At 65.0% G+C, this 21,846-nt stretch carries 21 protein-coding genes; 17 read left to right on the forward strand and 4 right to left on the reverse strand.

Features of this window, described 5'->3' with window-relative positions; genetic code table 11:
* Nucleotides 1-108: 108 nt before the first annotated feature.
* Together QXZ85_RS15710 and QXZ85_RS15715 are read right to left on the reverse strand one after the other, a co-directional pair.
* Nucleotides 109-681 carry a DUF3617 domain-containing protein gene (locus QXZ85_RS15710; RefSeq protein WP_315706685.1) on the reverse strand — a complete coding sequence of 191 codons (573 nt, stop codon included), beginning with the start codon at nt 679-681 and terminating at the stop codon, nt 109-111.
* Between the two features lie 35 nt (nt 682-716).
* On the reverse strand, nt 717-1,034 hold the full coding sequence (locus QXZ85_RS15715) for a hypothetical protein (protein ID WP_315706684.1): 318 nt from the start codon (nt 1,032-1,034) through the stop codon (nt 717-719).
* 165 nt (nt 1,035-1,199) lie between these two features.
* Here QXZ85_RS15715 and QXZ85_RS15720 point away from each other — a divergent pair, with 165 nt between their 5' ends.
* From QXZ85_RS15720 to QXZ85_RS15735, 4 genes are all read left to right on the forward strand, one after another.
* The gene (locus QXZ85_RS15720; protein WP_315706683.1) at nt 1,200-1,664 is read left to right on the forward strand and encodes a hypothetical protein; all 465 of its coding nucleotides are present in this window, start codon (nt 1,200-1,202) and stop codon (nt 1,662-1,664) included.
* Between the two features lie 130 nt (nt 1,665-1,794).
* Entirely contained in the window at nt 1,795-2,526 is a 732-nt protein-coding gene (locus QXZ85_RS15725) for a ribonuclease T2 (RefSeq protein WP_315706682.1), read from the forward strand.
* A gap of 112 nt (nt 2,527-2,638) precedes the next feature.
* The gene (locus tag QXZ85_RS15730) at nt 2,639-3,511 is read left to right on the forward strand and encodes a 23S rRNA (adenine(2030)-N(6))-methyltransferase RlmJ (RefSeq protein ID WP_315706681.1); all 873 of its coding nucleotides are present in this window, start codon (nt 2,639-2,641) and stop codon (nt 3,509-3,511) included.
* A gap of 242 nt (nt 3,512-3,753) precedes the next feature.
* Entirely contained in the window at nt 3,754-3,969 is a 216-nt protein-coding gene (locus QXZ85_RS15735; RefSeq protein WP_315706680.1) for a cold-shock protein, read from the forward strand.
* Between the two features lie 212 nt (nt 3,970-4,181).
* Here the strand turns inward: QXZ85_RS15735 and QXZ85_RS15740 are convergent, their stop codons facing one another.
* A complete protein-coding gene (locus tag QXZ85_RS15740) occupies nt 4,182-4,802 on the reverse strand; it encodes a porin family protein (RefSeq protein WP_315706679.1) in 621 nt (206 codons plus the stop codon).
* Nucleotides 4,803-5,048: 246 nt separating this feature from the next.
* On the opposite strand from QXZ85_RS15740, the gene uvrC reads away from it, so the two are divergent.
* The 11 genes from uvrC (at nt 5,049) to QXZ85_RS15795 (ending at nt 16,841) form a co-directional block, all read left to right on the forward strand.
* The gene (uvrC, locus tag QXZ85_RS15745; RefSeq protein WP_316174411.1) at nt 5,049-7,103 is read left to right on the forward strand and encodes an excinuclease ABC subunit UvrC; all 2,055 of its coding nucleotides are present in this window, start codon (nt 5,049-5,051) and stop codon (nt 7,101-7,103) included.
* Nucleotides 7,104-7,260: 157 nt separating this feature from the next.
* Nucleotides 7,261-8,799: a L,D-transpeptidase gene (locus QXZ85_RS15750; RefSeq protein WP_316174413.1), complete on the forward strand. Its 1,539-nt coding sequence runs from the start codon at nt 7,261-7,263 to the stop codon at nt 8,797-8,799.
* A gap of 129 nt (nt 8,800-8,928) precedes the next feature.
* The gene (locus QXZ85_RS15755) at nt 8,929-9,264 is read left to right on the forward strand and encodes a GIY-YIG nuclease family protein (protein ID WP_315706677.1); all 336 of its coding nucleotides are present in this window, start codon (nt 8,929-8,931) and stop codon (nt 9,262-9,264) included.
* Nucleotides 9,265-9,456: 192 nt separating this feature from the next.
* Nucleotides 9,457-10,074, forward strand: coding sequence for a CDP-diacylglycerol--glycerol-3-phosphate 3-phosphatidyltransferase (gene pgsA, locus QXZ85_RS15760; protein ID WP_315706676.1), 618 nt, complete (start codon nt 9,457-9,459; stop codon nt 10,072-10,074).
* Nucleotides 10,071-10,322 carry a molybdopterin converting factor subunit 1 gene (moaD, locus tag QXZ85_RS15765; RefSeq protein ID WP_315706675.1) on the forward strand — a complete coding sequence of 84 codons (252 nt, stop codon included), beginning with the start codon at nt 10,071-10,073 and terminating at the stop codon, nt 10,320-10,322. The genes pgsA and moaD overlap by 4 nt, the downstream gene beginning before the upstream one ends.
* A gap of 32 nt (nt 10,323-10,354) precedes the next feature.
* Nucleotides 10,355-10,819 carry a molybdenum cofactor biosynthesis protein MoaE gene (locus QXZ85_RS15770; RefSeq protein ID WP_315706674.1) on the forward strand — a complete coding sequence of 155 codons (465 nt, stop codon included), beginning with the start codon at nt 10,355-10,357 and terminating at the stop codon, nt 10,817-10,819.
* Complete coding sequence (gene prmB, locus QXZ85_RS15775; protein ID WP_315706673.1) at nt 10,816-11,778, forward strand: 50S ribosomal protein L3 N(5)-glutamine methyltransferase; 963 nt, start codon at nt 10,816-10,818, stop codon at nt 11,776-11,778. The genes QXZ85_RS15770 and prmB overlap by 4 nt, the downstream gene beginning before the upstream one ends.
* A gap of 300 nt (nt 11,779-12,078) precedes the next feature.
* Nucleotides 12,079-13,422, forward strand: coding sequence for an aspartate aminotransferase family protein (locus QXZ85_RS15780; RefSeq protein WP_315706672.1), 1,344 nt, complete (start codon nt 12,079-12,081; stop codon nt 13,420-13,422).
* Between the two features lie 202 nt (nt 13,423-13,624).
* On the forward strand, nt 13,625-14,173 hold the full coding sequence (locus QXZ85_RS15785; protein ID WP_315706671.1) for a phage holin family protein: 549 nt from the start codon (nt 13,625-13,627) through the stop codon (nt 14,171-14,173).
* Nucleotides 14,174-14,354: 181 nt separating this feature from the next.
* Nucleotides 14,355-15,971 carry an EAL domain-containing protein gene (locus tag QXZ85_RS15790; RefSeq protein WP_315769553.1) on the forward strand — a complete coding sequence of 539 codons (1,617 nt, stop codon included), beginning with the start codon at nt 14,355-14,357 and terminating at the stop codon, nt 15,969-15,971.
* A gap of 15 nt (nt 15,972-15,986) precedes the next feature.
* Nucleotides 15,987-16,841, forward strand: coding sequence for a TIGR01459 family HAD-type hydrolase (locus tag QXZ85_RS15795; protein WP_316174415.1), 855 nt, complete (start codon nt 15,987-15,989; stop codon nt 16,839-16,841).
* Nucleotides 16,842-16,912: 71 nt separating this feature from the next.
* Here the strand turns inward: QXZ85_RS15795 and QXZ85_RS15800 are convergent, their stop codons facing one another.
* Nucleotides 16,913-17,308 carry a response regulator gene (locus QXZ85_RS15800; protein ID WP_315706668.1) on the reverse strand — a complete coding sequence of 132 codons (396 nt, stop codon included), beginning with the start codon at nt 17,306-17,308 and terminating at the stop codon, nt 16,913-16,915.
* Between the two features lie 261 nt (nt 17,309-17,569).
* Here QXZ85_RS15800 and QXZ85_RS15805 point away from each other — a divergent pair, with 261 nt between their 5' ends.
* A complete protein-coding gene (locus QXZ85_RS15805) occupies nt 17,570-18,550 on the forward strand; it encodes a bifunctional riboflavin kinase/FAD synthetase (RefSeq protein WP_315706667.1) in 981 nt (326 codons plus the stop codon).
* A gap of 193 nt (nt 18,551-18,743) precedes the next feature.
* On the forward strand, nt 18,744-21,779 hold the full coding sequence (gene ileS, locus QXZ85_RS15810) for an isoleucine--tRNA ligase (RefSeq protein ID WP_316174418.1): 3,036 nt from the start codon (nt 18,744-18,746) through the stop codon (nt 21,777-21,779).
* Nucleotides 21,780-21,846 lie beyond the last annotated feature (67 nt).

A 21,846-nucleotide genomic window follows, 5' to 3' on the forward strand; every position in this document is an offset into this window, starting at 1 on the left:
GCTGCAAAAGCACGGTAGCCAAGCGACAGGCTCGCAGAGCGTAGGAATCCGACGCTCGGGTGTCGCCGGGGCCTCAGTGATGCCCCTGTGCCTGCGCTCGAATCCCGCCTACTGCTTGGCGCCGGGAATCAATGCCTTCAGCTTGTCCATGTCTTTGACGTTCAGCTTGAAGCCACCGCCTGGCATCACGATGTCACCGGGCTTCTGACCCGGCTTGCAGGCCCCCAACCACTTCGCCTCGATCGTCATCGTGGTGTCGCGCAGGACCTTGGCCAGGCTGGTGTCGCGCACGACATTGCTCACGCCCTCGCTGTGTGAGGTCGTCTTCACCGTGTAGGCCGAGTTGAAGTCGCCGGTGATCTCGGCATGTGAGGCGGTGTTCACGCCGCGCATGCTGCATACCGAATCGACGACATAGCCGGTCGGCGTCTTCTGCACGTCCTGCTTGGAGCAGATCTGCTTGGCCATCGGCGAGACCATGTTGTTGAGGTCCTTGTCGGTGGTCTCGTCGGTGCAGTGCTGCATGGTCATGTCGGGCATCTGCGAGCCCGTCCTGACCATCTTCATTTCCCAAAGCCCCGGCTTGCGGGTCGGCAGCTCGGCGGCGAATGCGTTGCTGAGGGATGCCGCGAGCAGCACGCTGCATCCCAACAGCTTCGCGCCGACCTGTCCGCGGATCATATTCGCCTCAGCTTCCCGGGTGATTCCAGACCGGCTCAGTACAGCGTGCGCAACGGACGCTGCGCCGAGCCGTACGGCACCCAACGGCACGAGAACGACAAATAGCCGCCATACCGGGCGTCCACCGCCAGGAACTTGACCACCTTGCCGTAGGACGCGCAGTGGTCGACCGCCAACTGCCTAGCATCGGTGGTCTGGGCGAGCGAATAGGCGATGATGCCGCCGGTGTCATTACCCTTGAATGCCGGCACCCAGTCGGCCCGAGCCGGGCCTGCAGCCAGCGCGACGCCCACGGCCATCAGCCCGACGGCCTTGGAAACGACGTCGAAAAAACTGGGCTTCGTCATCAGCATTGCAATCTCCATCGGTTAGCTCCCATCCTAAATGGGCTGTCCGCGCAAGAAAAGAACACCGCGCGCGGAGTCCCCGACTTGTCGTGGAGTGTTGCCGCGTTGCACTTGACCTCATCAGGCCGGCACGGCACGTTCCATTCTTCTCTCCAGCTTTGCGGATGGCCTATGCGCGACCTCAGCATCTCGTTCAAGACCATTGGCGCTGTCTGCGGCGCGGTGCTCGGCGTTGTCACGGCTGTTGCCCCAGCGCAAGCTGCCAACCCGCTCGAGCTGAACTTCTGGCTGTCGGGTCCGAAATATGATGGCCGCCTGTCCCCCTGCGAATCGGCCCTGTCCAGAGTCGCCAGCGACTTCCGGGACAAGGAAAGCACGTTCTGGAATTCCTCGTTGACCATCACGGGCTTTTCAAACATCCACGAAATCGCTTTCCGGCCCTGGCAGTCCGACAATATTCCGCGACGCTACTGCACCGGCACCGCGATGATCAGCGACGGCAAGGCGCGCACCGTCAATTTCTCGCTGATCGAGGATGCCGGCTTTGCCGGTTACGGCGAGGGTGTCGAATTCTGCGTGGTCGGCCTCGACCGCAACTGGGCCTTCAACCCCGCCTGCCGCGCGGCGAAGCCCTAAGAGTCCCACCGACTGAACGGGACTGGACGAGACGCGTCGCAGGCTTTCGCCGGCGCGCGGCTCCAATTTTGTTCTTGAATTGTTCTTTCGCCTCCTGGTAGAGTTCTCGCCATGTTCCTGGGAGCTCGTCATGTTGGATCGGTTGTCTGATCGCCTGCCCACCTACTCCGGCCGCGGACTGCGGACAATTCAGATCCTCGCCGCTCTCGCGCTCAGCGGGATCACCCTGTGGTCGGCCCAGCTCTCGCCAGCCCAGGCGCAAGACCGCCGCCAGAACGCACCGGGCGCATTCGATTTTTACGTGCTGTCCTTGTCCTGGTCGCCCTCGTTCTGCGCGGACGTCGAGGAGCGCGGCAATGGCGGACGGTCCCAGCAGTGCAGCGGCCGTCCCTACTCTTTCGTGGTCCACGGGCTCTGGCCGCAATATGAGAACGGCTATCCGGAGTATTGCGAGCAGCCGTCGCCGCGGCTGCCGCGCAACATCATGGTCTCGATGCTCGACCTGATGCCGGCGCCGGGGCTGATCTACAACGAGTGGGACAAGCACGGCACCTGCTCCGGACTGCCGGCCAAGGCCTATTTCGAGACCATCCGCAAGGCTCGGGCGGTGATCAAGATTCCGCCGGAATTCCTCGACTTGTCCGAGCCCAAGACGGTGACGCCGGCCGCGGTCGAGGAGGCCTTCGTCAAGGCCAATCCCAACCTCACCAATTCCGCCGTCGCCGTGACCTGCAACCGCACCCGGCTCAGCGAGGTCAGGATCTGCCTCTCGAAGGAGCTGCAGTTCCGCTCCTGCGATGAGATCGATCGCCAGGCCTGCCGCCGCGACGAAGTCACGATGCCGCCAATCCGCGGCGGCTGAGGCCCGCGATCTCGTTCAAGGCGTAATCCCTGGAACGGCGCCATCGCTGATGAGCGCTGTTTCCGTGATGATGCAGGGTTACTTTCGTCGCAAGACGTCGTAACTCACAGCGATGAACTACCGTCACGCCTTTCATGCCGGCGGCTTCGCCGACGTCATCAAGCACATCGTGCTCACGCGCATCCTGATCTATCTGCAGGAGAAGCCGGCCGCGTTCCGCGTGATCGACACCCATGCCGGCGCGGGTCTCTATGACCTCACGGGCGAGGAGGCCAGCCGCAGCGGCGAATGGCGGACCGGAATTGCCCGCATCATGCAGGCGCGATTCTCCGATCAGGCGCTTGCTCTGGTTGCCCCCTATCTCGACATCGTCCGGGCCTTCAATCCCAAGGCCGAGCTCGCCGCCTATCCCGGTTCACCCTTGATCGCGCGCGCCCTCCTGCGGCCGCAGGACCGGATGACGGCCTGCGAGCTCGCACCTGTCCCGCGCAAGCATCTGATCGACGTGCTGCGGCGCGATACCCAGGCCCGCGTCGTCGATCTCGATGGCTGGGTGGCGCTACCGGCTTTCGTGCCGCCAAACGAACGGCGCGGCCTCGTGCTGATCGATCCCCCCTTCGAGGCGAAGGATGAATTCGAGCGGTTGGGCGAGCGCTTCGCAATCGCATTCGCCAAGTGGCCGACTGGTATCTATTTGCTCTGGTATCCAGCAAAGAGCCGCCGTGCGACCGACGAGTTGGTGCAGCACGTGGCGGGGCTGGCGGCGGCGGCAAAACCGCCCGGTAAGTTGTTACGTGTCGAGTTCAGCGTGGCGCCGCAGGTCGCCGGAGAGGGGCTGGCCACGACCGGCCTCCTGGTCGTGAACCCGCCCTGGACGTTGCATGACGAGCTTAAGGTCATCCTGCATGAGTTGGAGAAGCCGCTCGGCCAGGGCGGGGCCGCGCGCTTCCGGCTCGAGTTCCCCAAAGCCGGGGCCGGCAATTAGTCGAAAATCCATAGGCAATTGCCGAGGAACCGTAGTAAAATAACTGATTGAGACTGGCTTTACGTTCCGCTTCCGCGAATGGTTGCGGCGGGGTGATCAAGGCCCAACAAGAATCCGAGCGACCCGACACATGCACAATGTCGGCTCGTAAAGGTGGCCACGCTTTCCGATTCAGTGATGCCCGGTCGGACGCTGCGCATGTCGCGCAGTGGAGGAAGCAATGCGGGGGGAGGAGTTTCCCGATGCCAATGACGGGTACGGTCAAGTTCTTCAATGGTGAACGCGGCTACGGCTTCATCAAACCGGATGATGGCGGGCGCGACGTGTTCGTGCATATCACCGCGGTCGAGCGCGCCGGATTGAAGGATCTGACTGAAGGACAGCGGATCAGCTTCGAGGTTGAACCGGACAAGAAGGGCAAGGGCCCGAAGGCGGTCAATCTGGTGCTGTCGTCGTAAGGCCGCCGATCGACACTCGTCCGCAGTTTGCGGCGGAGTGCGAAGGCGAGGAATACGAACGTCCTTTTGTTTGTCGTTTGAACTTGGAGCCGCGGACGGCGCAGCCGGCTCGTGTGCGGCGAAGCTCGCAGCCGACATTCGCGTAGATGATGCAAAAAAATCCCGGCCGCGCGCGGCCGGGAGGTTATGATTTTTGCGGTTTCTTCTTCCTATCAGAAGTGGAAGTTGATGCCTGCGCGCACCACTCCAAACCGATAGTCGTTCTTCGCCCCCGTAACCACGAAATTGCTGCTGTCGAGATCGACATAGAGATATTCGATCTTGGCGGTCCAGTTCTGCGCCAGCCCGAATTCGGTGCCTGCGCCCAAGGTCCAGCCGATCGTCGAATGCGATTCGGACAGGCCGAAGGTTTCGCCGCGCAGCTCGCCGAAGGCGAGACCGCCGGTGCCGTAAAACAGGATGTTGTTGAAGGCGTAGCCGGCGCGGCCGCGCACGGTGCCGAACCACGGGTTGGAGAATTTCCAGGGCGCGAAGGTGTCGTTGGCGCCGGTCAGGTTGATGTCGCCCTCGATGCCGAACACCCAGGGACCGGTCTGCCAGTTGTAACCCGCCTCGATCCCGCCGGTGATGCCCGACGGCTTGGTCGGATTGTTGCCGACCTCGCCCCAGCTGTAACCGAGCGTGCCGCCGAGATAGGGGCCGGCCCAGCTATAGGCATTCAACGGCTGGTTCACCGTGTAGCCCGGACGCGGTGCATAGTTGAAATCGGCGGCCTGCGCCGACACCGTTCCCAGCGCCCCGAGCGCAACCGCGCCGGCGACGAACCTCTTCATGACCTACTCCACGCAACACCCGTGCCTGCCGGCTGCGTGCGGCGCCTGCATGAGGCAGCGCGCCTGACCGGCATGGTTACGGAACTCCAGCTTTTTTCGTGAAGATTTATCGAGAGTTTGAGGTTAAAGCCTCATTAAGCGCGGTTACCGGCCGCTTAACGTCCTTAATGGACGGTTACCGCCGCGCCTGTGCATGGGCGCCGCCGCGTGCTGGCATGCGCAGCCCCCAAAGCTTAAATTCGTCCCATGGCCACCCACAGCTCCGATCCACCAAAGGCGCCCGCGCCCGAGATGAAGCGCGCCGACGCCTCGCCGCAGCCCCTGGAATCCCCCGACATCGATCCAGCCGCATCCTCGACCGACGAGGACGAGGAAGGGCGCCTGCCCGAGCTGACCGAGGAAAGCACCGAGGTTGTTGCCGAAGGCCCGCTTGCGATCGGCCATGAGGCGATCGAGAAGGCGGTGCGGCTGGCCCCGACCTCGCCTGGCGTCTATCGCATGCTGAATGCGAACAACGACGTGCTCTATGTCGGCAAGGCCAAGAACGTCAAAAAGCGCCTGTCGTCCTATGCGCGGGCCAACGCACCGCTGCCGGCGCGCATCCTGCGCATGATCGCAGCGACTGTGAACGTCGAGATCATCTCGACCACGACCGAGACCGAAGCGCTGCTGCTCGAGGCCAACCTCATCAAGCAGCTGAAGCCCCGCTTCAACGTGCAGCTACGCGACGACAAGTCGTTCCCCTATATCCTGATCACCGGCGACCATTGGGCGCCGCAGATCCTCAAGCATCGCGGCGCGCAGTCGCGGCCCGGTCGCTATTTCGGCCCGTTCGCGTCCGCCGGCGCCGTCAACCGCACCATCACAGCGCTGCAGCGCGCCTTTCTGATCCGCTCCTGCACGGATTCCTTCTTCGAAAGCCGTACCCGGCCCTGCCTGCTCTACCAGATCCGCCGCTGCGCCGGCCCGTGCACCGGCGAGATCGATTTCCCCGGCTATACCGAGCTGGTGCGCGAGGCGACCGACTTCCTCTCCGGGCGCAGCCATGCGGTGAAGCAATTGCTCGCGGTGGAGATGGAGAAGGCCTCCAGCGAGCTCGAATTCGAGACCGCGGCGGTCTATCGCGATCGCCTCGCGGCACTGTCGGCGATCCAGTCGCAGCAGGGCATCAATCCACGCACGGTCGAAGAGGCCGACGTGTTCGCCATCCATCAGGAAGGCGGCTATTCCTGCGTCGAGGTGTTCTTCTTCCGCACCGGACAGAACTGGGGCAACCGCGCCTACTTCCCGCGCGCCGAAAAGACCTTCACGCCCGAAGAGGTGCTGGCGGCGTTCCTCACCCAGTTCTATGACGACAAGCCGCCGCCGAAACTGATCCTGCTGTCGCACGAGATCGAGGAGAGCGAGCTGCTGGCCGAGGCGCTCTGCGTCAAGGCCGGCCACAAGGTCGAGGTCACGACGCCGAAGCGCGGCGAGAAGAAGGAGCTGGTGATCCACGCGCTGACCAATGCGCGCGAGGCCTTGGGGCGCAAGCTCGCGGACACTGCGACGCAGAGCCGGCTGCTGGAGGCGATGACGTCCACGCTCGGCCTGCCGCAGGTGCCGAAGCGGATCGAGGTCTACGACAACAGCCACATCCAGGGCACCAACGCGGTGGGCGCGATGATCGTCGCCGGGCCCGACGGCTTCATGAAGAACCAGTACCGCAAGTTCAACATCAAATCCGAGGGGCTGACGCCCGGCGACGACTACGCGATGATGAAGGAGGTGCTGCAGCGCCGCTTCAAGCGGCTGTTGTCGCCGTCGGAAAAGGACACCGCGCGCGCCAAGGAGGACGATGTCCAGCAACGGCCCGACCTTGTCATCATCGACGGCGGCCGCGGCCAGCTCAACGCCGTCAGAGAGATCTTCACCGAGCTCGGCGTCAAGGACGTCGCGCTGATGTCGGTCGCCAAGGGTCCGGACCGCGACGCCGGCCGTGAGACGCTGTTCATCCCGGAGCGCGAGGCGATCAAGCTCGAGCCGCGCGATCCCGTGCTCTATTTCATCCAGCGGCTGCGCGACGAGGCGCATCGCTTCGTGATCGGCTCGCACCGCAAGCTGCGCAAGAAGGACATCCGCGAGGCCGGCCTGCAGGAGATCCCCGGCATCGGTCCCGCCCGCAAGCGCGCCCTGCTGTTGCATTTCGGCACGCTGAAGGAGATCGAGCGCGCCTCGATGGCCGATCTCGGCAAAGTGCCCGGCGTCTCGGCCGAAAGCGCGCGCAAGATCTTCGAGTATTTCCACAGCCAGCCGAATTAGGGCATGTATTGACAAGCGAGGGGCGCGGAACAGACCGCCTGTGACGTCCGTTGTGGTCCAAGCGGAGCGACGCCTTACTTCACCCAAATGTAAGATCGAACATATAGACCGCGAATCCGAGGCAGGCGCGGGACAGGCATCTCAACCGGGGCATGACATGGTCAATCGAGTAGCGGCGCCGCAATCCACCGGAACGATGCGGCGCTGGGGGCTCTCCGCCATCGGGGTGCTTGCAGCAACGCTTGCGTTGACCGCCCATGCCGGGGCACGGCAGGCGCGCCCTGCCCACACCGCGGAGGCTGTGGCGCCGCGCGAGGCCGGCGAGCCGATCATGGCGATCGTGTCGATCAAGGCTCAGAAGGTCACGTTTTACGACGCCGAGGGGTGGATCTATCGCGCGCCGGTGTCGACCGGAATCACGGAGCGCGAGACGCCGGCGGGTGTCTTTGCCGTGATCGAGAAGGACAAGGACCATCATTCGACGCTCTACGACGACGCCTGGATGCCGAACATGCAGCGCCTGACCTGGAACGGCATCGCGCTGCATGGCGGGCCGCTGCCCGGTTATCCGGCCTCGCATGGCTGCGTGCGGATGCCTTACGGCTTTGCGCAGAACCTGTTCGACAAGACGCGCATCGGGATGCGGGTGATCATTGCGCCCGACGATCCGGCTCCGGTCGAAATCTCCCACCCGGCGCTGCTCGTCCCGAATGTGCAGGCGCTCGCCGCCGCGTCTGGGCGTGCCGAGACGCTGGCCCGCGAGGCCGCGGACGCGGCCCAGGCGGCCGACCAGGCCAAGCAGGCAGCCGCCGCGAGCTCGCGCGAGGCGACCTCGCTCACGACCTCGTTACGTAAGCTGGAAAGGGCCAAGACTCGCGCCGACGCCGAGCTCGCCTACACCGACAAGCTGCTCGCCGCTGCGAAAACCGACCAGGCCAAAGCGCGCGCCGAGGACCTGAAGCAAAAGGCCGCCCTCAAGGCCACCGATATCGGGACGCAGCTCGAAGCCGCCAAAGCCGACTCGAAGCCGAAACTCGATGCTGCCGCTGCAACTAAGGATGCGACCAAGGCGGCGGAAGCCAGGAAGGCCGAAACCGCCAAGGCGGCGACCGAGGCGAAGCTCGCGCTCGAGCCGGTCTCGGTCTACATCAGCCGCGCCACCCAGAAGCTCTATGTGCGGCGCAACACGCACAAGCCGGCGCGGGACGGCGGCGGCGAGGTGTTCGATACCAGCATCGAGGTTCCCGTCACGATCCGCGATCCCAACAGGCCGATCGGCACGCATGTGTTCACGGCGATGGCACAGAACGGTGCGGGCCTGCGCTGGAGCGTGGTCACGATCGACAACGGCGACGACGCCAAGAATGCGCTCGACCGCATCACCATCCCGCAGGAGGTGCTCGATCGGATCGCGCCGACCGCATTGCCGCGCTCCTCGATCGTCGTCTCGGATGAGCCGCTCAGCGAGGAGACCAACTATCGCACCGAGTTCGTCGCGGTGCTGAGCAACCAGCCCCAGGGCGGCTTCATCACCCGTCAGCCGACGGCCGATATCGTGAGCAGAGACGATACGTACGACGACGGCTACGGGTCCTATTACCAGCAGAGCTGGGACTCGCAGCCGACCTACACCCGTCGGCGCGGCGGCCAGAATTATCGCCCGATGCAACAACAGGGGTTTTGGCCCTCCTGGTAAGGCGCGCCACGGCGGATACACGCCTCCGCCTGCTCTCGAAGGAGATGATCCCGATGCGCTCCAGGCGGATATTGACCCGGATAAAAAAGTAGGGTAATTATTATCCGGGTAATAATTACGGAACACACGATGACCCCGGCCCAACGCAAGGCGGCCCTCGCCGCCTACAAGGAGCGCAAGACCGCCGGCGGCATCTATGCCGTCGTCTGCCGGGTCACGGGCCAGCGCTGGATCGGCCGCGCCGCGGACTTGGACAAGATCCAGAATCGGCTCTGGTTTACGTTGCGCCAGGGCGGCCATCCGCACGCCGGTCTACAGGCCGCCTGGTCGGCCCATGGACCCCAGGCCTTTGCGCTGGAGGTGTTGGAACGGCTCGACGACGAGGCGGTCGCCTATGTTCGCGACCGGGTTTTCGCGGAGCGCCAGGCCCACTGGCGCAAGGTCCACGGCGCAGAAGCGATCTGACCGCCCCGCCGGGCTGGCGCCCTGCCGATCAGTCTGCTTAATGGCGTTTTGAAATCGCGTTGCCGGCCTGCGCGCCAGCTCATATCTCCCGCGAACGGCTTCAATGCGATTCGCGTAATATCTCCGTCATCTTCCAGAGGGCACTCCTGCTCTACGGTTGACGTCCGCGCGACAGCAGTATTGGTACATCGGATGAACATCGCCACCGCCCGTGGGACCAGCAAGATCTCGACGTCCCTGCCGAACATCCTGACCTATGCGCGGATCGCCGCCATACCGGTCGTGGTCGGCTGCATCTACGCGCAATCGATCCTGGATTATCCGCTGTGGCTGCGCTGGGTCGCCGTCGCGGTGTTCATCGCGGCCGGCGTCACCGACTATCTCGACGGCTATTATGCGCGGATCTGGAACCAGCAATCGGCATTCGGCCGCATGCTCGATCCGATCGCCGACAAGCTCCTCGTTGCCTCCTGCCTTCTGATGTTGGCGGCCGACGGCATCATCCATGGCTGGACCTTGTGGGCTGCGATCGTGATCCTCTGCCGCGAGATCCTGGTCTCGGGCCTGCGCGAATATCTGGCGGCGCTGCGCGTCAGCGTTCCCGTCACCAAGGTCGCGAAATGGAAGACCACGATGCAGCTGGTTGCGATCGGTTTCCTGCTGGCGGGCGAGGCCGGCGACATGGTGGTGCCGGTGGTGACCCAGATCGGACTCGTGCTGCTGTGGACCTCGGCGATCTTCACGATCTACACCGGCTATGATTATTTCCGTGCCGGCATCCACCATCTCATCGAGGAAGACGCCCGATGAAGGTGAAATATTTCGCCTGGGTGCGCGAGCGAATCGGCAAGGCCGAGGAGACGATCGAGCCGCCGGAACACGTGCACACGGTCTCCGAGTTGATCGCCTGGTTGAGCGACCGTGGCGAGGGTTACGCCTACGCATTCGAGAAGCCGAAGGTCATTCGCGCTGCGATCGACCAGGCCCATGTGCAGCCGGACACGGCGATCTCAGGCGCGCGCGAGATCGCGTTCTTCCCGCCGATGACCGGCGGCTGAAACCGCATCGCGCGTCGAACAACAGGACGCCCATGACTGCCATCGTCACCGTCCGCGTGCAGCAGGAAGACTTCGACACGGCGCGCGAGATCGCCGCGCTCAGCCGCGGGCGCACCGATGTCGGCGCGGTCGTGACCTTCTCCGGCATCTGCCGCGGCAGCGACCACAACGCGCCGCTGGCGGCGCTGACCCTGGAACATTATCCCGGCATGGCCGAAGCCGAGATCATGCGGCATGCCGAACAGGCGATGGCGCGCTGGCCGCTCGCGGGGCTGACCGTGATCCATCGCTACGGCCGCATCACGCCGGGCGAGAACATCGTGCTGGTGGTGACGGCGTCGAGCCATCGCCAGGCGGCATTCGAAGCCGCCGAATTCCTGATGGATTATCTGAAGACCAACGCGCCGTTCTGGAAGCGCGAAGAAACCGAGGACGGTACGAGCTGGGTCGAGGCCAAGAGCCACGACGATGCAGCCGCCGCGCGCTGGAAGGCATGATGACGAAACCGGTCAAGAAGGCGTCCCCGCCCAAGGTGTCCAACCTGCCGAAGGTCGGCGCGGGCGAATTGCAGACGCTGCTCGATTACGTCCGCTGCGCCGTGAGCTGTTTCCAGGCGGCCGAGCTTACATTCGCGCATGGCACCACGGACCCGATCGCGGAGGCCGCGTTCCTGGTCGGCGAGGCGCTGCACCTGCGCCCCGAGCAGTTCGAGAGCTTCGCTACCGCGCGCGTCACCGCAACCGAAGGCAAGACGATCCTCGACCTGGTCGAAGCGCGGGTGACGACGCGCAAGCCCGCCGCCTATCTCGTCAACAAGGTCTACATGCTGGGCTTGCCGTTCTATGTCGACGAGCGCGTCATCGTGCCGCGGTCTTTCATCGGCGAACTTTTGGAGTCGCATTTCGGCGGCAGCGAGAGCGAGGGCACATCGCTGATCGACGATCCGTTCGCGGTGGAGAGCGTGCTCGATCTCTGCACGGGATCCGGGTGCCTTGCGATCCTCGCCAGCCGCCATTTCCCGGACGCCACGATCGATGCGGTCGACATCTCCAAGGATGCGCTCGCCGTGGCGGAACGCAACGTCGCCGATTACGGCCTTCAGGACCGCATCTCGCTGCATCGCGGCGACCTGTTCGCGCCGATCAAGGGCCGCCGCTACGACCTGATCATCAGCAACCCGCCTTACGTCGATGCCGAGGGCATGGCAGCCCTGCCCGATGAATGCCGCGCCGAACCCAAGCTCGCCTTCGACGGCGGTGCTGACGGCATCGACATCATCCGCCGCATCCTCGAGCACGCCCGCGACCACCTGACGGCGGAAGGCGGCCTCTTATGCGAGGTCGGCCGCGACCGTCCGCAGATCGAGGCCGCCTATCCCGACCTGCCGCTGCTGTGGCTGGACACCGAGGATTCCGAAGGCGAGGTGTTCTGGATCACCGCGTCGGATTTGAGCTGAGAGCGTCCGCCTCTGCTGCGGGCTCCCTGATCGGGATTTGCCGGGAAAAGATGCAAGCACTCCGATCCGCAGGATTTTCACGCGGACGCCGTGCAGAAACCGCTCATCAGCTCAGCAGAGAACGCCGGTCCTTTGACATTTCCGTCCGCTTGCGAAGCTGATAGCTTGCGCGCAGCCGGGAGCCGCGGTCTTTGCCGCGCATCCGACCTTGAGCACCATCGTTCCGGAAAACGGGTCTTCCACTTTTCCTGACCATGCTGCCGATCTGAACATTCGCCTTGAACGTCCGAAGAGGTCCCCATGCTGGACAAGAGCCCACATTCCCCTGTCACCGTCCCGAACGATCTTGCCGCGCATTGGATGCCGTTCACTGCCAATCGGGCCTTCAAGAAGAATCCACGCCTGCTCGCGGGCGCCAAGGACATGCACTACATTACCGTCGACGGCCGCAAGATCATCGACGCCGCCTCCGGCATGTGGTGCACCAATGCCGGCCATGGCCGCACCCAGATCGCGACCGCGATCGCCAAGCAGGCCGAGGCGTTGGACTATGCGCCGCCGTTCCAGTTCGGCATTCCGCAGGCCTTCGAGCTTGCGAGCCGCATCGCCGACCTCGCGCCGGCCGGCCTCGACCATGTCTTCTTCTGCAACTCCGGTTCGGAAGCCGCCGATACCGCGCTGAAGATCGCGCTCGCCTATCACCAGATCAACGGCCAGGGCAGCCGCACCCGACTGATCGGCCGCGTCCGCGGCTATCATGGCGTCGGCTTCGGCGGCACCTCGGTCGGCGGCATCGTCAATAACCGCAAGCTGTTCGGCACGCTGCTCACCGGCGTCGACCACATCCCCGCGACCTATGACCGCGAGAAGCAGGCCTTCACCAAGGGCGAGCCGGAGTATGGCGCGCACTTCGCGGACGAGTTGGAGAACCTCGTCAACCTGCACGGCGCCAACACGATCGCCGCCGTGATCGTCGAGCCGATGGCGGGCTCGACCGGCGTGATCCCGGCGCCGAAGGGCTATCTGAAGCGGCTGCGCGAGATCACCCAGAAGCACGGCATCCTGCTGATCTTCGACGAGGTCATCACCGGCTTCGGCCGTCTGGGCTATGCCTTCGCCTCCGAGCGCTATGGGGTGACGCCGGACCTGCTCACCTTCGCCAAGGGCGTCACCAATGGTGCGGCGCCGATGGGCGGCGTGGTGGTGCGCGACACCATCCACGATGCCTTCATGACCGGCCCAGAGCACATGGTGGAATTCACCCATGGCTACACCTATTCGGCCCACCCGATCGCCTGCGCGGCCGGTCTCGCGACGCTCGACATTTATCGCGACGAGAAGCTGTTCGAGCATGCCCGCGGTCTCGAACAGAAATTCGCCGACGCCGTGATGTCGCTGAAGGGCCTGCCCAACGTGGTCGACATCCGCACCGTCGGACTCACGGCCGGCATCGATCTCGCATCGCTGCCCGACGCCGCCGGCAAGCGCGGCTACGCCGCCATGGAGTCCGCGTTCCACAACAACGACCTGATGCTGCGCATCGCCGGCGACACCCTGGCGCTGACCCCGCCTTTGATCATCAACGAGGACCAGATCGGCGAAATCGTCGAGAAGGTCGGCAAGGTGATCAAGGCCGTCGCTTAAGAGTCTCCTCTTCAGCGGCTCCCTCACGTCTCGATCCCCTCCATCGCGCGCGATGGAGGGGATTTTTCGTTGGGGTGACGCGGACGGAATGATCCGGCCCCGGCAACGGAACCATCCAAATCGCTCCACGTTCATCCCGGCGAGCACGGCGGGGCGACCGGCTTTGCTCGAGGATTGGCTTTTTTCCGAAAAGGAGACGCGCATGCTCGCGCCGCCGGGAGATTTGTTGCGACTGGGCCTCGAGCAGCGGCTCACCCGCGTCAAGCGCGCGACCAACGCTTATTTGCGCGACCGCGCGCGCCAGGCCACCGGGACCGCAAAATCCTACGCCATGGCCGGGGCGATGTTCGCCGCCGCCGGCCTGTTCGTGCTGCTGGCTTTCCTGGTCGGGCTCGGCACGTTGTTCTACTGGGTCCGGACTGTCGCCGGCACCTACGCGGCGTTCGGTACGGTCGGCGGTGTCTTGCTCTTAATTGCCATCGTCTGCGCCGTGATCGGCGCCATCCGGATGAAGCGGCCGGCGCCGGAGTATCCATCGCTCGCCAGCCGGCTCCGGGTCGCGATCGCAGCGCCTGTCCGCGATCCCGCTGCCGACGATGTCGACCCCGACACCATTCCGCTTGCGCCGTCAGCGGCCGACAGGGATGGGGCGGCCCGTTCCGTCCGCAACAATACTGTCAACATCCCGGTCGGCATCGCCGTTGCGGGTCTGCTGCTTGGCTTGGCCGCGCTGCGCCGCCGCCAGCGCTGACTCGTGTTTCCGGAGTCGTCGCGCAACGCTCGCGTGACGGATGACGGTTCCTCGTCGAATGCGCCTAAAAGCAACGCAACGCAGAAATCGACTGCGCGCGCGAGCTTTTGAATCCGTGCCGCTATCCTCGCGAATCAACAACGGTGCTAAGAGTCGTTCTCGGTTGGGAGCGTCTCACAGCATGATCCGTATTTCCACGATCTTCGTCGCCATCTGCATGGTTCTGGTCGCAGCGTCGCTCGGCCTCATCCTTTATTCGGTGGCCGGCATCAGCGGTCCCGAATCGGCGATCGTGGCGCTGACAGCGCTCACTTTCCTGATCCTCTACAACGCCGTGTCGATGCGGCTGCGTGACCGCAGCGATGTCGGCAGCCAGATCGCCGACCTGTCGCGCGGCACCGCGGACCTCGCCCGCCAGGTGGCCGAATTCGGCCGCAGGCTCTCGGCCATCGAAGGTCGCCTCGCATCGTCCCAGTCGGCCGGCGCCGATCGGTTGCAGGGCGTGATCGGCGAGATCAACGAGCTCGGCGGCCTCGTCAAGCAGCTCGCGACCACGGTCGCGCAACACGAGGATGTCTTGGCTGCGGCGGCGGAGGAGGAGCCCGCGCAGGCTCCTTCGCTGCAAGGACCGCTCGATGACGCTCCGGCCGCGAAGCCAGAGGCGGACATGCTCCAGATCCAAACCCAAGTCCACGCCCAGCTCCATCCCGAGCTCCGGACCCAAGTCCCCGCCCAGCCTTCTGCCGACGAATTCAAGCAAGCGCCGGCCAAGGCGCCCGCGGCGAAGACTTTGCCGCAAGCTGCAGCCGGCAGTGCCGCAGCGACGGCGGCGGCTCCAGCCCCGCAGCCAGCTCCCGCGGCCGGTGCCGCCGCCCCTGCCCCGCGCAGCCAGGCGCAGATTCTCGCTGCCGTCAGGGGCGCGATCGACCAGAACCGGCTCGACATCTACCTGCAGCCGCTGGTCAGCCTGCCCCAGCGCAAGGTGCGCTTCTACGAGGCGGTGACGCGGCTGCGCGACGAGCGCGACCAGGTGTTCGCCGCAGAGGATTTCATCGGCGTTGCCGAGGCCGCCGGCCTGGTCGGGCGGATCGACCACATGGTGGTCCTGCGCTGCGTGCAGGTGCTGCGCCGGCTGATGGTCCGCAACAAGGAGGTTGGCATCTTCTGCAACATCTCCTCCGCGACGTTGCGCAATCCCTCGATCTTTGCCCAGTGCCTCGACTTCCTCGAAGCCAACCGGGCGCTGGCGCCGTCCTTCGTGCTGGAGTTCAAGCAGTCGACCTTGCGCAGTCTCGGGCCGACCGAGACCGAGCACCTCGCCGCCCTTGCGCAGCGCGGCTACCGCTTTTCGATCGATCATGTCACCGACCTGCGCTTCGAGCCGCGCGAGCTCGCCGATCGCGGCGTGCGCTACATCAAGGTGCCGGCGGCGCTGCTGCTCGATCCGAAGCAGAGCTCGGCCTCCGACATCCATCCCTCGGACCTGTCCGACCTGCTCGGCCGCTTCGGCATCGACCTCATCGCGGAGCGGATCGAGGGGGAGCGTTCGGTGGTGGACCTGCTCGATTACGATGTCCGCTTCGGCCAGGGCTTCCTGTTTGCGCCGCCCCGCCCATTGCGGCCCGAAGGCGCATCTGCTACCGGCGAAGCCGCACCCGGCCCGGGAACCGGGCAGGACATCAAGATTCAGGACCCCAATGTCCCCGGCAACACAGTATCCGATGCCGCAAGCGCCAATCCGCCGCCACGCGCGGTCGGCAACGCTGCGCTGGCCCGTCGGATCGCAGGGTCGGTTTAAGCGGTTTGACGAGGCATGACCGAACTCCGCTTCGTCGAGCGGTTGCGCGACCTTCTCGACGGCAAAACGGTCGTGCTCAGCGACATCTGGGGCGTGGTCCATAACGGGCTCGAATCCTTCCCCGAGGCCTGCGATGCGCTGCATCGCTTTCGCCGGGACGGCGGTACCGTCATCCTGATTACCAACGCGCCGCGGCCGGCGGATTCGGTGCAGCGGCAGCTGCGCAAGCTCGGCGTCGCCGACGAGACCTATAACGCGATCGTCTCCTCCGGCGACCTGACCCGGCTCTATGTCGCCGAGCATCCCGGGCGCAAGCTGTTCTGGCTCGGCCCGGAGCGCGACAGCTCGATCCATCGCGGCCTCACGCCGGTGCTGTCGACACTGGAAGAGGCCGACTACATCATCTGCACCGGGCTGCTCGACGACGAGACCGAGACGGCCGAGGATTACCGGCCGATGATGCTGCGTGCGCGCGAACGAAAGCTGCCGCTGATCTGCGCCAACCCGGACATCGTGGTGGAGCGCGGCGACCGGCTGATCTACTGCGCCGGCGCCATCGCCGAGCTGTATCGCGATCTCGGCGGCGAGGTGATCTTCTACGGCAAGCCGCACCGCCCGATCTATGACCGCGCCATGACGCTGGCCACCGAGCATGCCGGCCACAGCATCGCGCCTGGCCAGGTGCTGGCGATCGGGGATTCCGTGCGGACCGACCTCGCCGGCGCGCACGGCTTCGGCATCGACTGCCTGTTCATCACCCGCGGCATCCACTCGGAGGAATTCGCCGGCGTCGACCAGCTCGACCCGGCCTCGGTCAGGGAGCTGTTCGGCCATCCGCCGCGCGCCTTGATGCGCGAATTGAAGTGGTGAAACGAAAACGCCCGGCGCGTGCCGGGCGTTTTCTCTTGTCTCTTGGTGAGTCGTAATGCCCGAGCGCACGCTCAGGCGGTCGCGAGATCCGGGAACACGGCCTCGATCTTGGTCTTCAGCGTGGCCGCGTTGAACGGCTTGACGATGTAATTGTTCACGCCTGCCTTTTTCGCCGCGATCACGTTCTCGGTCTTGGACTCCGCGGTGATCATGATGAAGGGCGTGGTGGCGAGATTGGGATCGGCGCGCACCTCGCGCAGCAGATCGTAGCCCGTCATCGGCTCCATGTTCCAATCCGAGATCACCAGGCCGTACTTCTTGGCGCGCATCTTGTTCAGCGCCATCGAGCCGTCGCTGGCATCGTCGATATTCTCAAATCCAATCTGTTTCAGAAGATTCCGGATGATACGGATCATGGTGCTGTAATCGTCGACGACGAGCACCGGCATCGTCAAATCCACCGCCATCTTGACTCCCCCACACGCGAACAAACGCGCAGACTCAATACTTGAACTCAACCGCGGACGAGGCCGCCAACGGCCCTCCGCATCCACTTCCACGACTAGCATCAGGCGTTAAACAGCCCGTTAACTGCGGCCGGTTCGCAACTTCGAGCCACTGCCTGAGCCGGAGCCAGCGGCTTGACTTCGAGGCCCCCGCCGCCCACGGTCCCGCCAACGATCGGCCCTTCCCGGCCAACCGCAGAATTCTTAAGGTCGTCCCGCGACATGCCTGGCTTCACCGTGATCCGCGACACCACCCCGTCATCGGCAATCCCCAGGGGGGCGGTGGTGGCGATGGGCAATTTCGACGGCGTTCATCTCGGTCACCGCGCCGTCATCAACGCCGCGCTGGAAATGGCCAAGGCGCATGGCCGCCCCGCTCTGGCGCTGACCTTCGAACCGCATCCGCGCCGCTTCTTCAGCCCCAATACCCCCCAATTCCGCCTGACCGACGAGAGCGCCAAGCTGCGCCTCCTGGCCGGGATCGGGCTCACGGGCGCCGTGGTCATGACCTTCGACAAGAGCCGGGCGCAAACGACGGCGCAAGATTTCATTCACCATGATCTGATCGGACGGCTCGGCGCGTCCGGGATCGCGGTCGGCTACGACTTCCATTTCGGCAAGGGCCGGGTCGGCTCCCCGAGCCTCTTGGTCAACGAGGCGCCGCGACTCGGTATGGAGGTCGATGTCCAGCCGCATGTCGACATCGACGAGCGCCCGGTCTCCTCCACCGCGATCCGGGAGGCGCTGGCGGAGGGCCTCATCGACGAGGCCACCACCATGCTCGGCGGCCCCTGGTTCGTCACCGGCGAGGTGATCCACGGCGACAAGCGCGGCCGCGACCTCGGCTATCCGACCGCCAACATCCGGCTCGACCGCGACTGCGGGCTCAAGCATGGCATCTACGCCGTCCGCGTCGGCCGCGGCCGGGGCGCCAGCCGGGTCCTGATCGACGGGGTCGCCAATTTCGGCCGCCGCCCGACCTTCGACAATGGCGCGCCGCTGCTCGAGGTCTTCCTGTTCGACTTCAAGGACAGCCTCTATGGCGAGACGCTCGATGTCGCTTTCATCGGCTATATCCGGGAAGAGGCCAAATTCACCTCGATCGAAGCCCTGATCCGGCAGATGGACGAAGACAGCGCCAAGGCGCGCGCCCAGCTCGCCGCCGACCCGGCCGCCTTCCCGAAGCTCGGCGAGATCGGCTAAATCGGCCCCCAAGGCTTTGCGAAACCGGCCCGCGGCTGCTATGGAAGCTCCATGTTGACGCGGCGCATCATCGGCATTAGCGGCCCGGCTTCCGCCTGAGCTTTTCAAGCTCGGCGCAAGACCGGGATTTCTCTGTTTCGCCGCCGCGATCCAATCGCGCCTCAGCGCCCTGTTTTCAGCCAGCCAGATCACGATGTCCGAGAAGCCGCAAAAGTCCGACGCCAACGACTATTCCAAAACCCTGTTCCTGCCGCAGACGGATTTCCCGATGCGCGCCGGCCTGCCGCAGCGCGAGCCGGAGATCCTCAACTACTGGAACGAGATCGACCTCTACGGCAAGCTGCGCGCGAGCGGCGAGAACCGCACGAAGTTCGTGCTGCATGACGGCCCGCCCTATGCCAACGGCAACATCCATATCGGGCACGCGCTGAACAAGATCCTCAAGGACGTCGTGACCAAGAGCCAGCAGATGCTCGGGCACGATTCCAACTACGTTCCCGGCTGGGACTGCCACGGCCTGCCGATCGAATGGAAGATCGAGGAGGAGAACTACCGCAAGAAGGGCAAGACCAAGCCGGACTTCCGCGACTCCGCCGCCATGGTGGCGTTCCGCAAGGAGTGCCGCGCCTATGCCAACCACTGGCTCAACGTGCAGCGCGAGGAATTCAAGCGCTTGGGCGTGATCGGCGATTGGGATCATCCCTACACCACGATGAGCTATCCGGCCGAAGCGCAGATCGCGCGCGAGCTGATGAAGTTCGCCGCCAACGGCACGCTCTATCGCGGCTCCAAGCCGGTGATGTGGAGCGTAGTCGAGAAGACCGCGCTCGCCGAAGCCGAGGTCGAGTACGAGGACCACACCTCGGATACGGTGTGGGTGAAGTTTCCGGTCACCTCGCCGGCGCATGGCGCGCTCGCCGCTGCCTCGGTCGTGATCTGGACCACGACGCCCTGGACCCTGCCCGGCAACCGCGCCATCTCGTTCTCGCCGAAGATCGCCTATGGCCTCTACAAGGTCACCGACGCCCCCGCTGACAATTGGGCCAAGACCGGCGATCTCTTGATCCTGGCGGATGCGCTGGCCGAAGGCGTCTTCAAGCAGGCCCGCGTCACGGCTTACGAGAAGCTGCGTGACATCCCCGCCGACACGCTGGATGCGGTGGAATGCGCGCACCCGCTCAAGGGTTTTGCCGGCGGCTACAATTTCACCGTGCCGCTGCTGCCCGGCGAGCACGTCACCGACGACACCGGCACCGGCTTCGTGCACACCGCCCCCGGCCATGGCCGCGAGGACTTCGACGTCTGGATGGCCCATGCGCGCGAGCTGGACAGCCGCGGCATCGCAACCACGATCCCTTACACCGTCGACGAAAACGGCGCGCTGACCGATCACGCGCCGGGCTTCACCGGCAGCCGCGTGCTCACCGACAAGGGCGAGAAGGGCGACGCCAACGAGGCCGTGATCAAGGCGCTGGTCGAGGCCGGCATGCTGCTCGCCCGCGGCCGGCTGAAGCATCAATATCCGCATTCCTGGCGCTCCAAGAAGCCGGTGATCTTCCGCAACACGCCGCAATGGTTCATCGCGATGGATAAACCTATTGTGGACGCCCCGGGTAAACCCGGGGCTATGGACATCGCGGACCACGGCAAGGCGACATCCGGCGACACCCTCCGCGCCCGCGCGCTCCGTGCGATCTCGGTGACGCAATGGGTGCCGGCGGCCGGCCAGAACCGCATCAACGGCATGATCGCCAACCGTCCCGACTGGGTGATCTCGCGCCAGCGCGCCTGGGGCGTGCCGATCGCGGTGTTCGTGCGCGAGGCCGGCGACGGCTCGGCGGAAATCCTGCAGGACGAGGCCGTCAACGCGCGCATCACGGAGGCCTTCGAGCAGGAAGGCGCCGACGCCTGGTACGCCGACGGCGCGCGCGAGCGCTTCTTAGGGAAGCGCGCCAACGAAGACTGGAAGAAGGTCGACGACATCTGCGACGTCTGGTTCGACTCCGGCTCGACCCATGCCTTCGTGCTCGACGATCCCGTGCACTTCCCGGGTCTGGCCGGCATCAGGCGCAAGGTCGATGGCGGCCAGGACACGGTGATGTATCTGGAAGGCAGCGACCAGCATCGCGGCTGGTTCCACTCCTCGCTGCTGGAGAGCTGCGGCACCCGCGGCCGCGCGCCCTACGACATCGTGCTGACCCACGGCTTCACGCTCGACGAGAACGGCCGCAAGATGTCGAAGTCGCTCGGCAACACGATCGAGCCGCAGAAGGTGATCAAGGATTCCGGCGCCGATATCCTTAGGCTCTGGGTCTGCGCCACCGACTATGCCGACGACCAGCGCATCGGACCGGAGATCCTCAAGAACACGGTCGAGACCTATCGCAAGCTGCGCAACACCATCCGCTGGATGCTCGGCACCTTGCACCATTTCAAGCGCAGCGAGGCGGTCGCCTATGCCGAGATGCCCGAGCTGGAACGGCTGATGCTGCATCAGCTGTCGCAGCAGGCCGAGATCGTCAGCCGCGCCTATGCCGCGTTCGACTACAAGACGGTGATCGCCTCGCTCGCGGCCTTCATGAACTCGGAGCTGTCGGCGTTCTATTTCGACATCCGCAAGGACACGCTCTACTGCGATCCGCCGTCCTCGGTGGCGCGCAAGGCGGCGCTGACCGCGATCGACATGATCTGCGACGCGATCCTGAAATGGCTGGCGCCGGTGCTCTCCTTCACCTGCGAGGAAGCCTGGCGCATGGCACGGCCGGAGGCTGAGCCATCGGTGCACCTGACGCTGTTCCCGGACGGGCTTGGCGACTATCGCGACGAGACGCTCGCGGCGAAGTGGGAAACCATCCGCGCCGTCAGGCGTGTGGTCACCGGTGCGCTCGAACTCGAACGCGCCGCCAAGACCATCGGCTCCTCGCTCGAAGCCTCGCCGATCATCTATGTCGGCGACCGCGCCCTGCTCGCCACGCTGTTCGATGCTGATCTGGCCGAGATCTGCATCACCTCGAACTACGAGGTACGCGAGGGCGAAGCGCCGGCTGGCGCGTTTCGTCTCGAGTCCGTGCCTGATGTGGCCGTGGTGGTCGAGAAGGCCCAGGGACGCAAATGCGCGCGCTCCTGGAAAGTGCTGCCGACCGTCGGCGAGGATCCCGACTATCCCGACGTCTCGCCGCGCGATGCGCAGGCGCTGCGCGAATGGAAGGCGCTGGGGGTGAGTGTTTAACCCGGCCCAGCCACCTCGAACTCCGCCGTTATCCCGGCGAACGCCGGGATCCATAACCACCGTCCTC

It is taken from the genome of Bradyrhizobium sp. SZCCHNGR1005 (assembly GCF_032489995.1).
Lineage (GTDB): Bacteria > Pseudomonadota > Alphaproteobacteria > Rhizobiales > Xanthobacteraceae > Bradyrhizobium.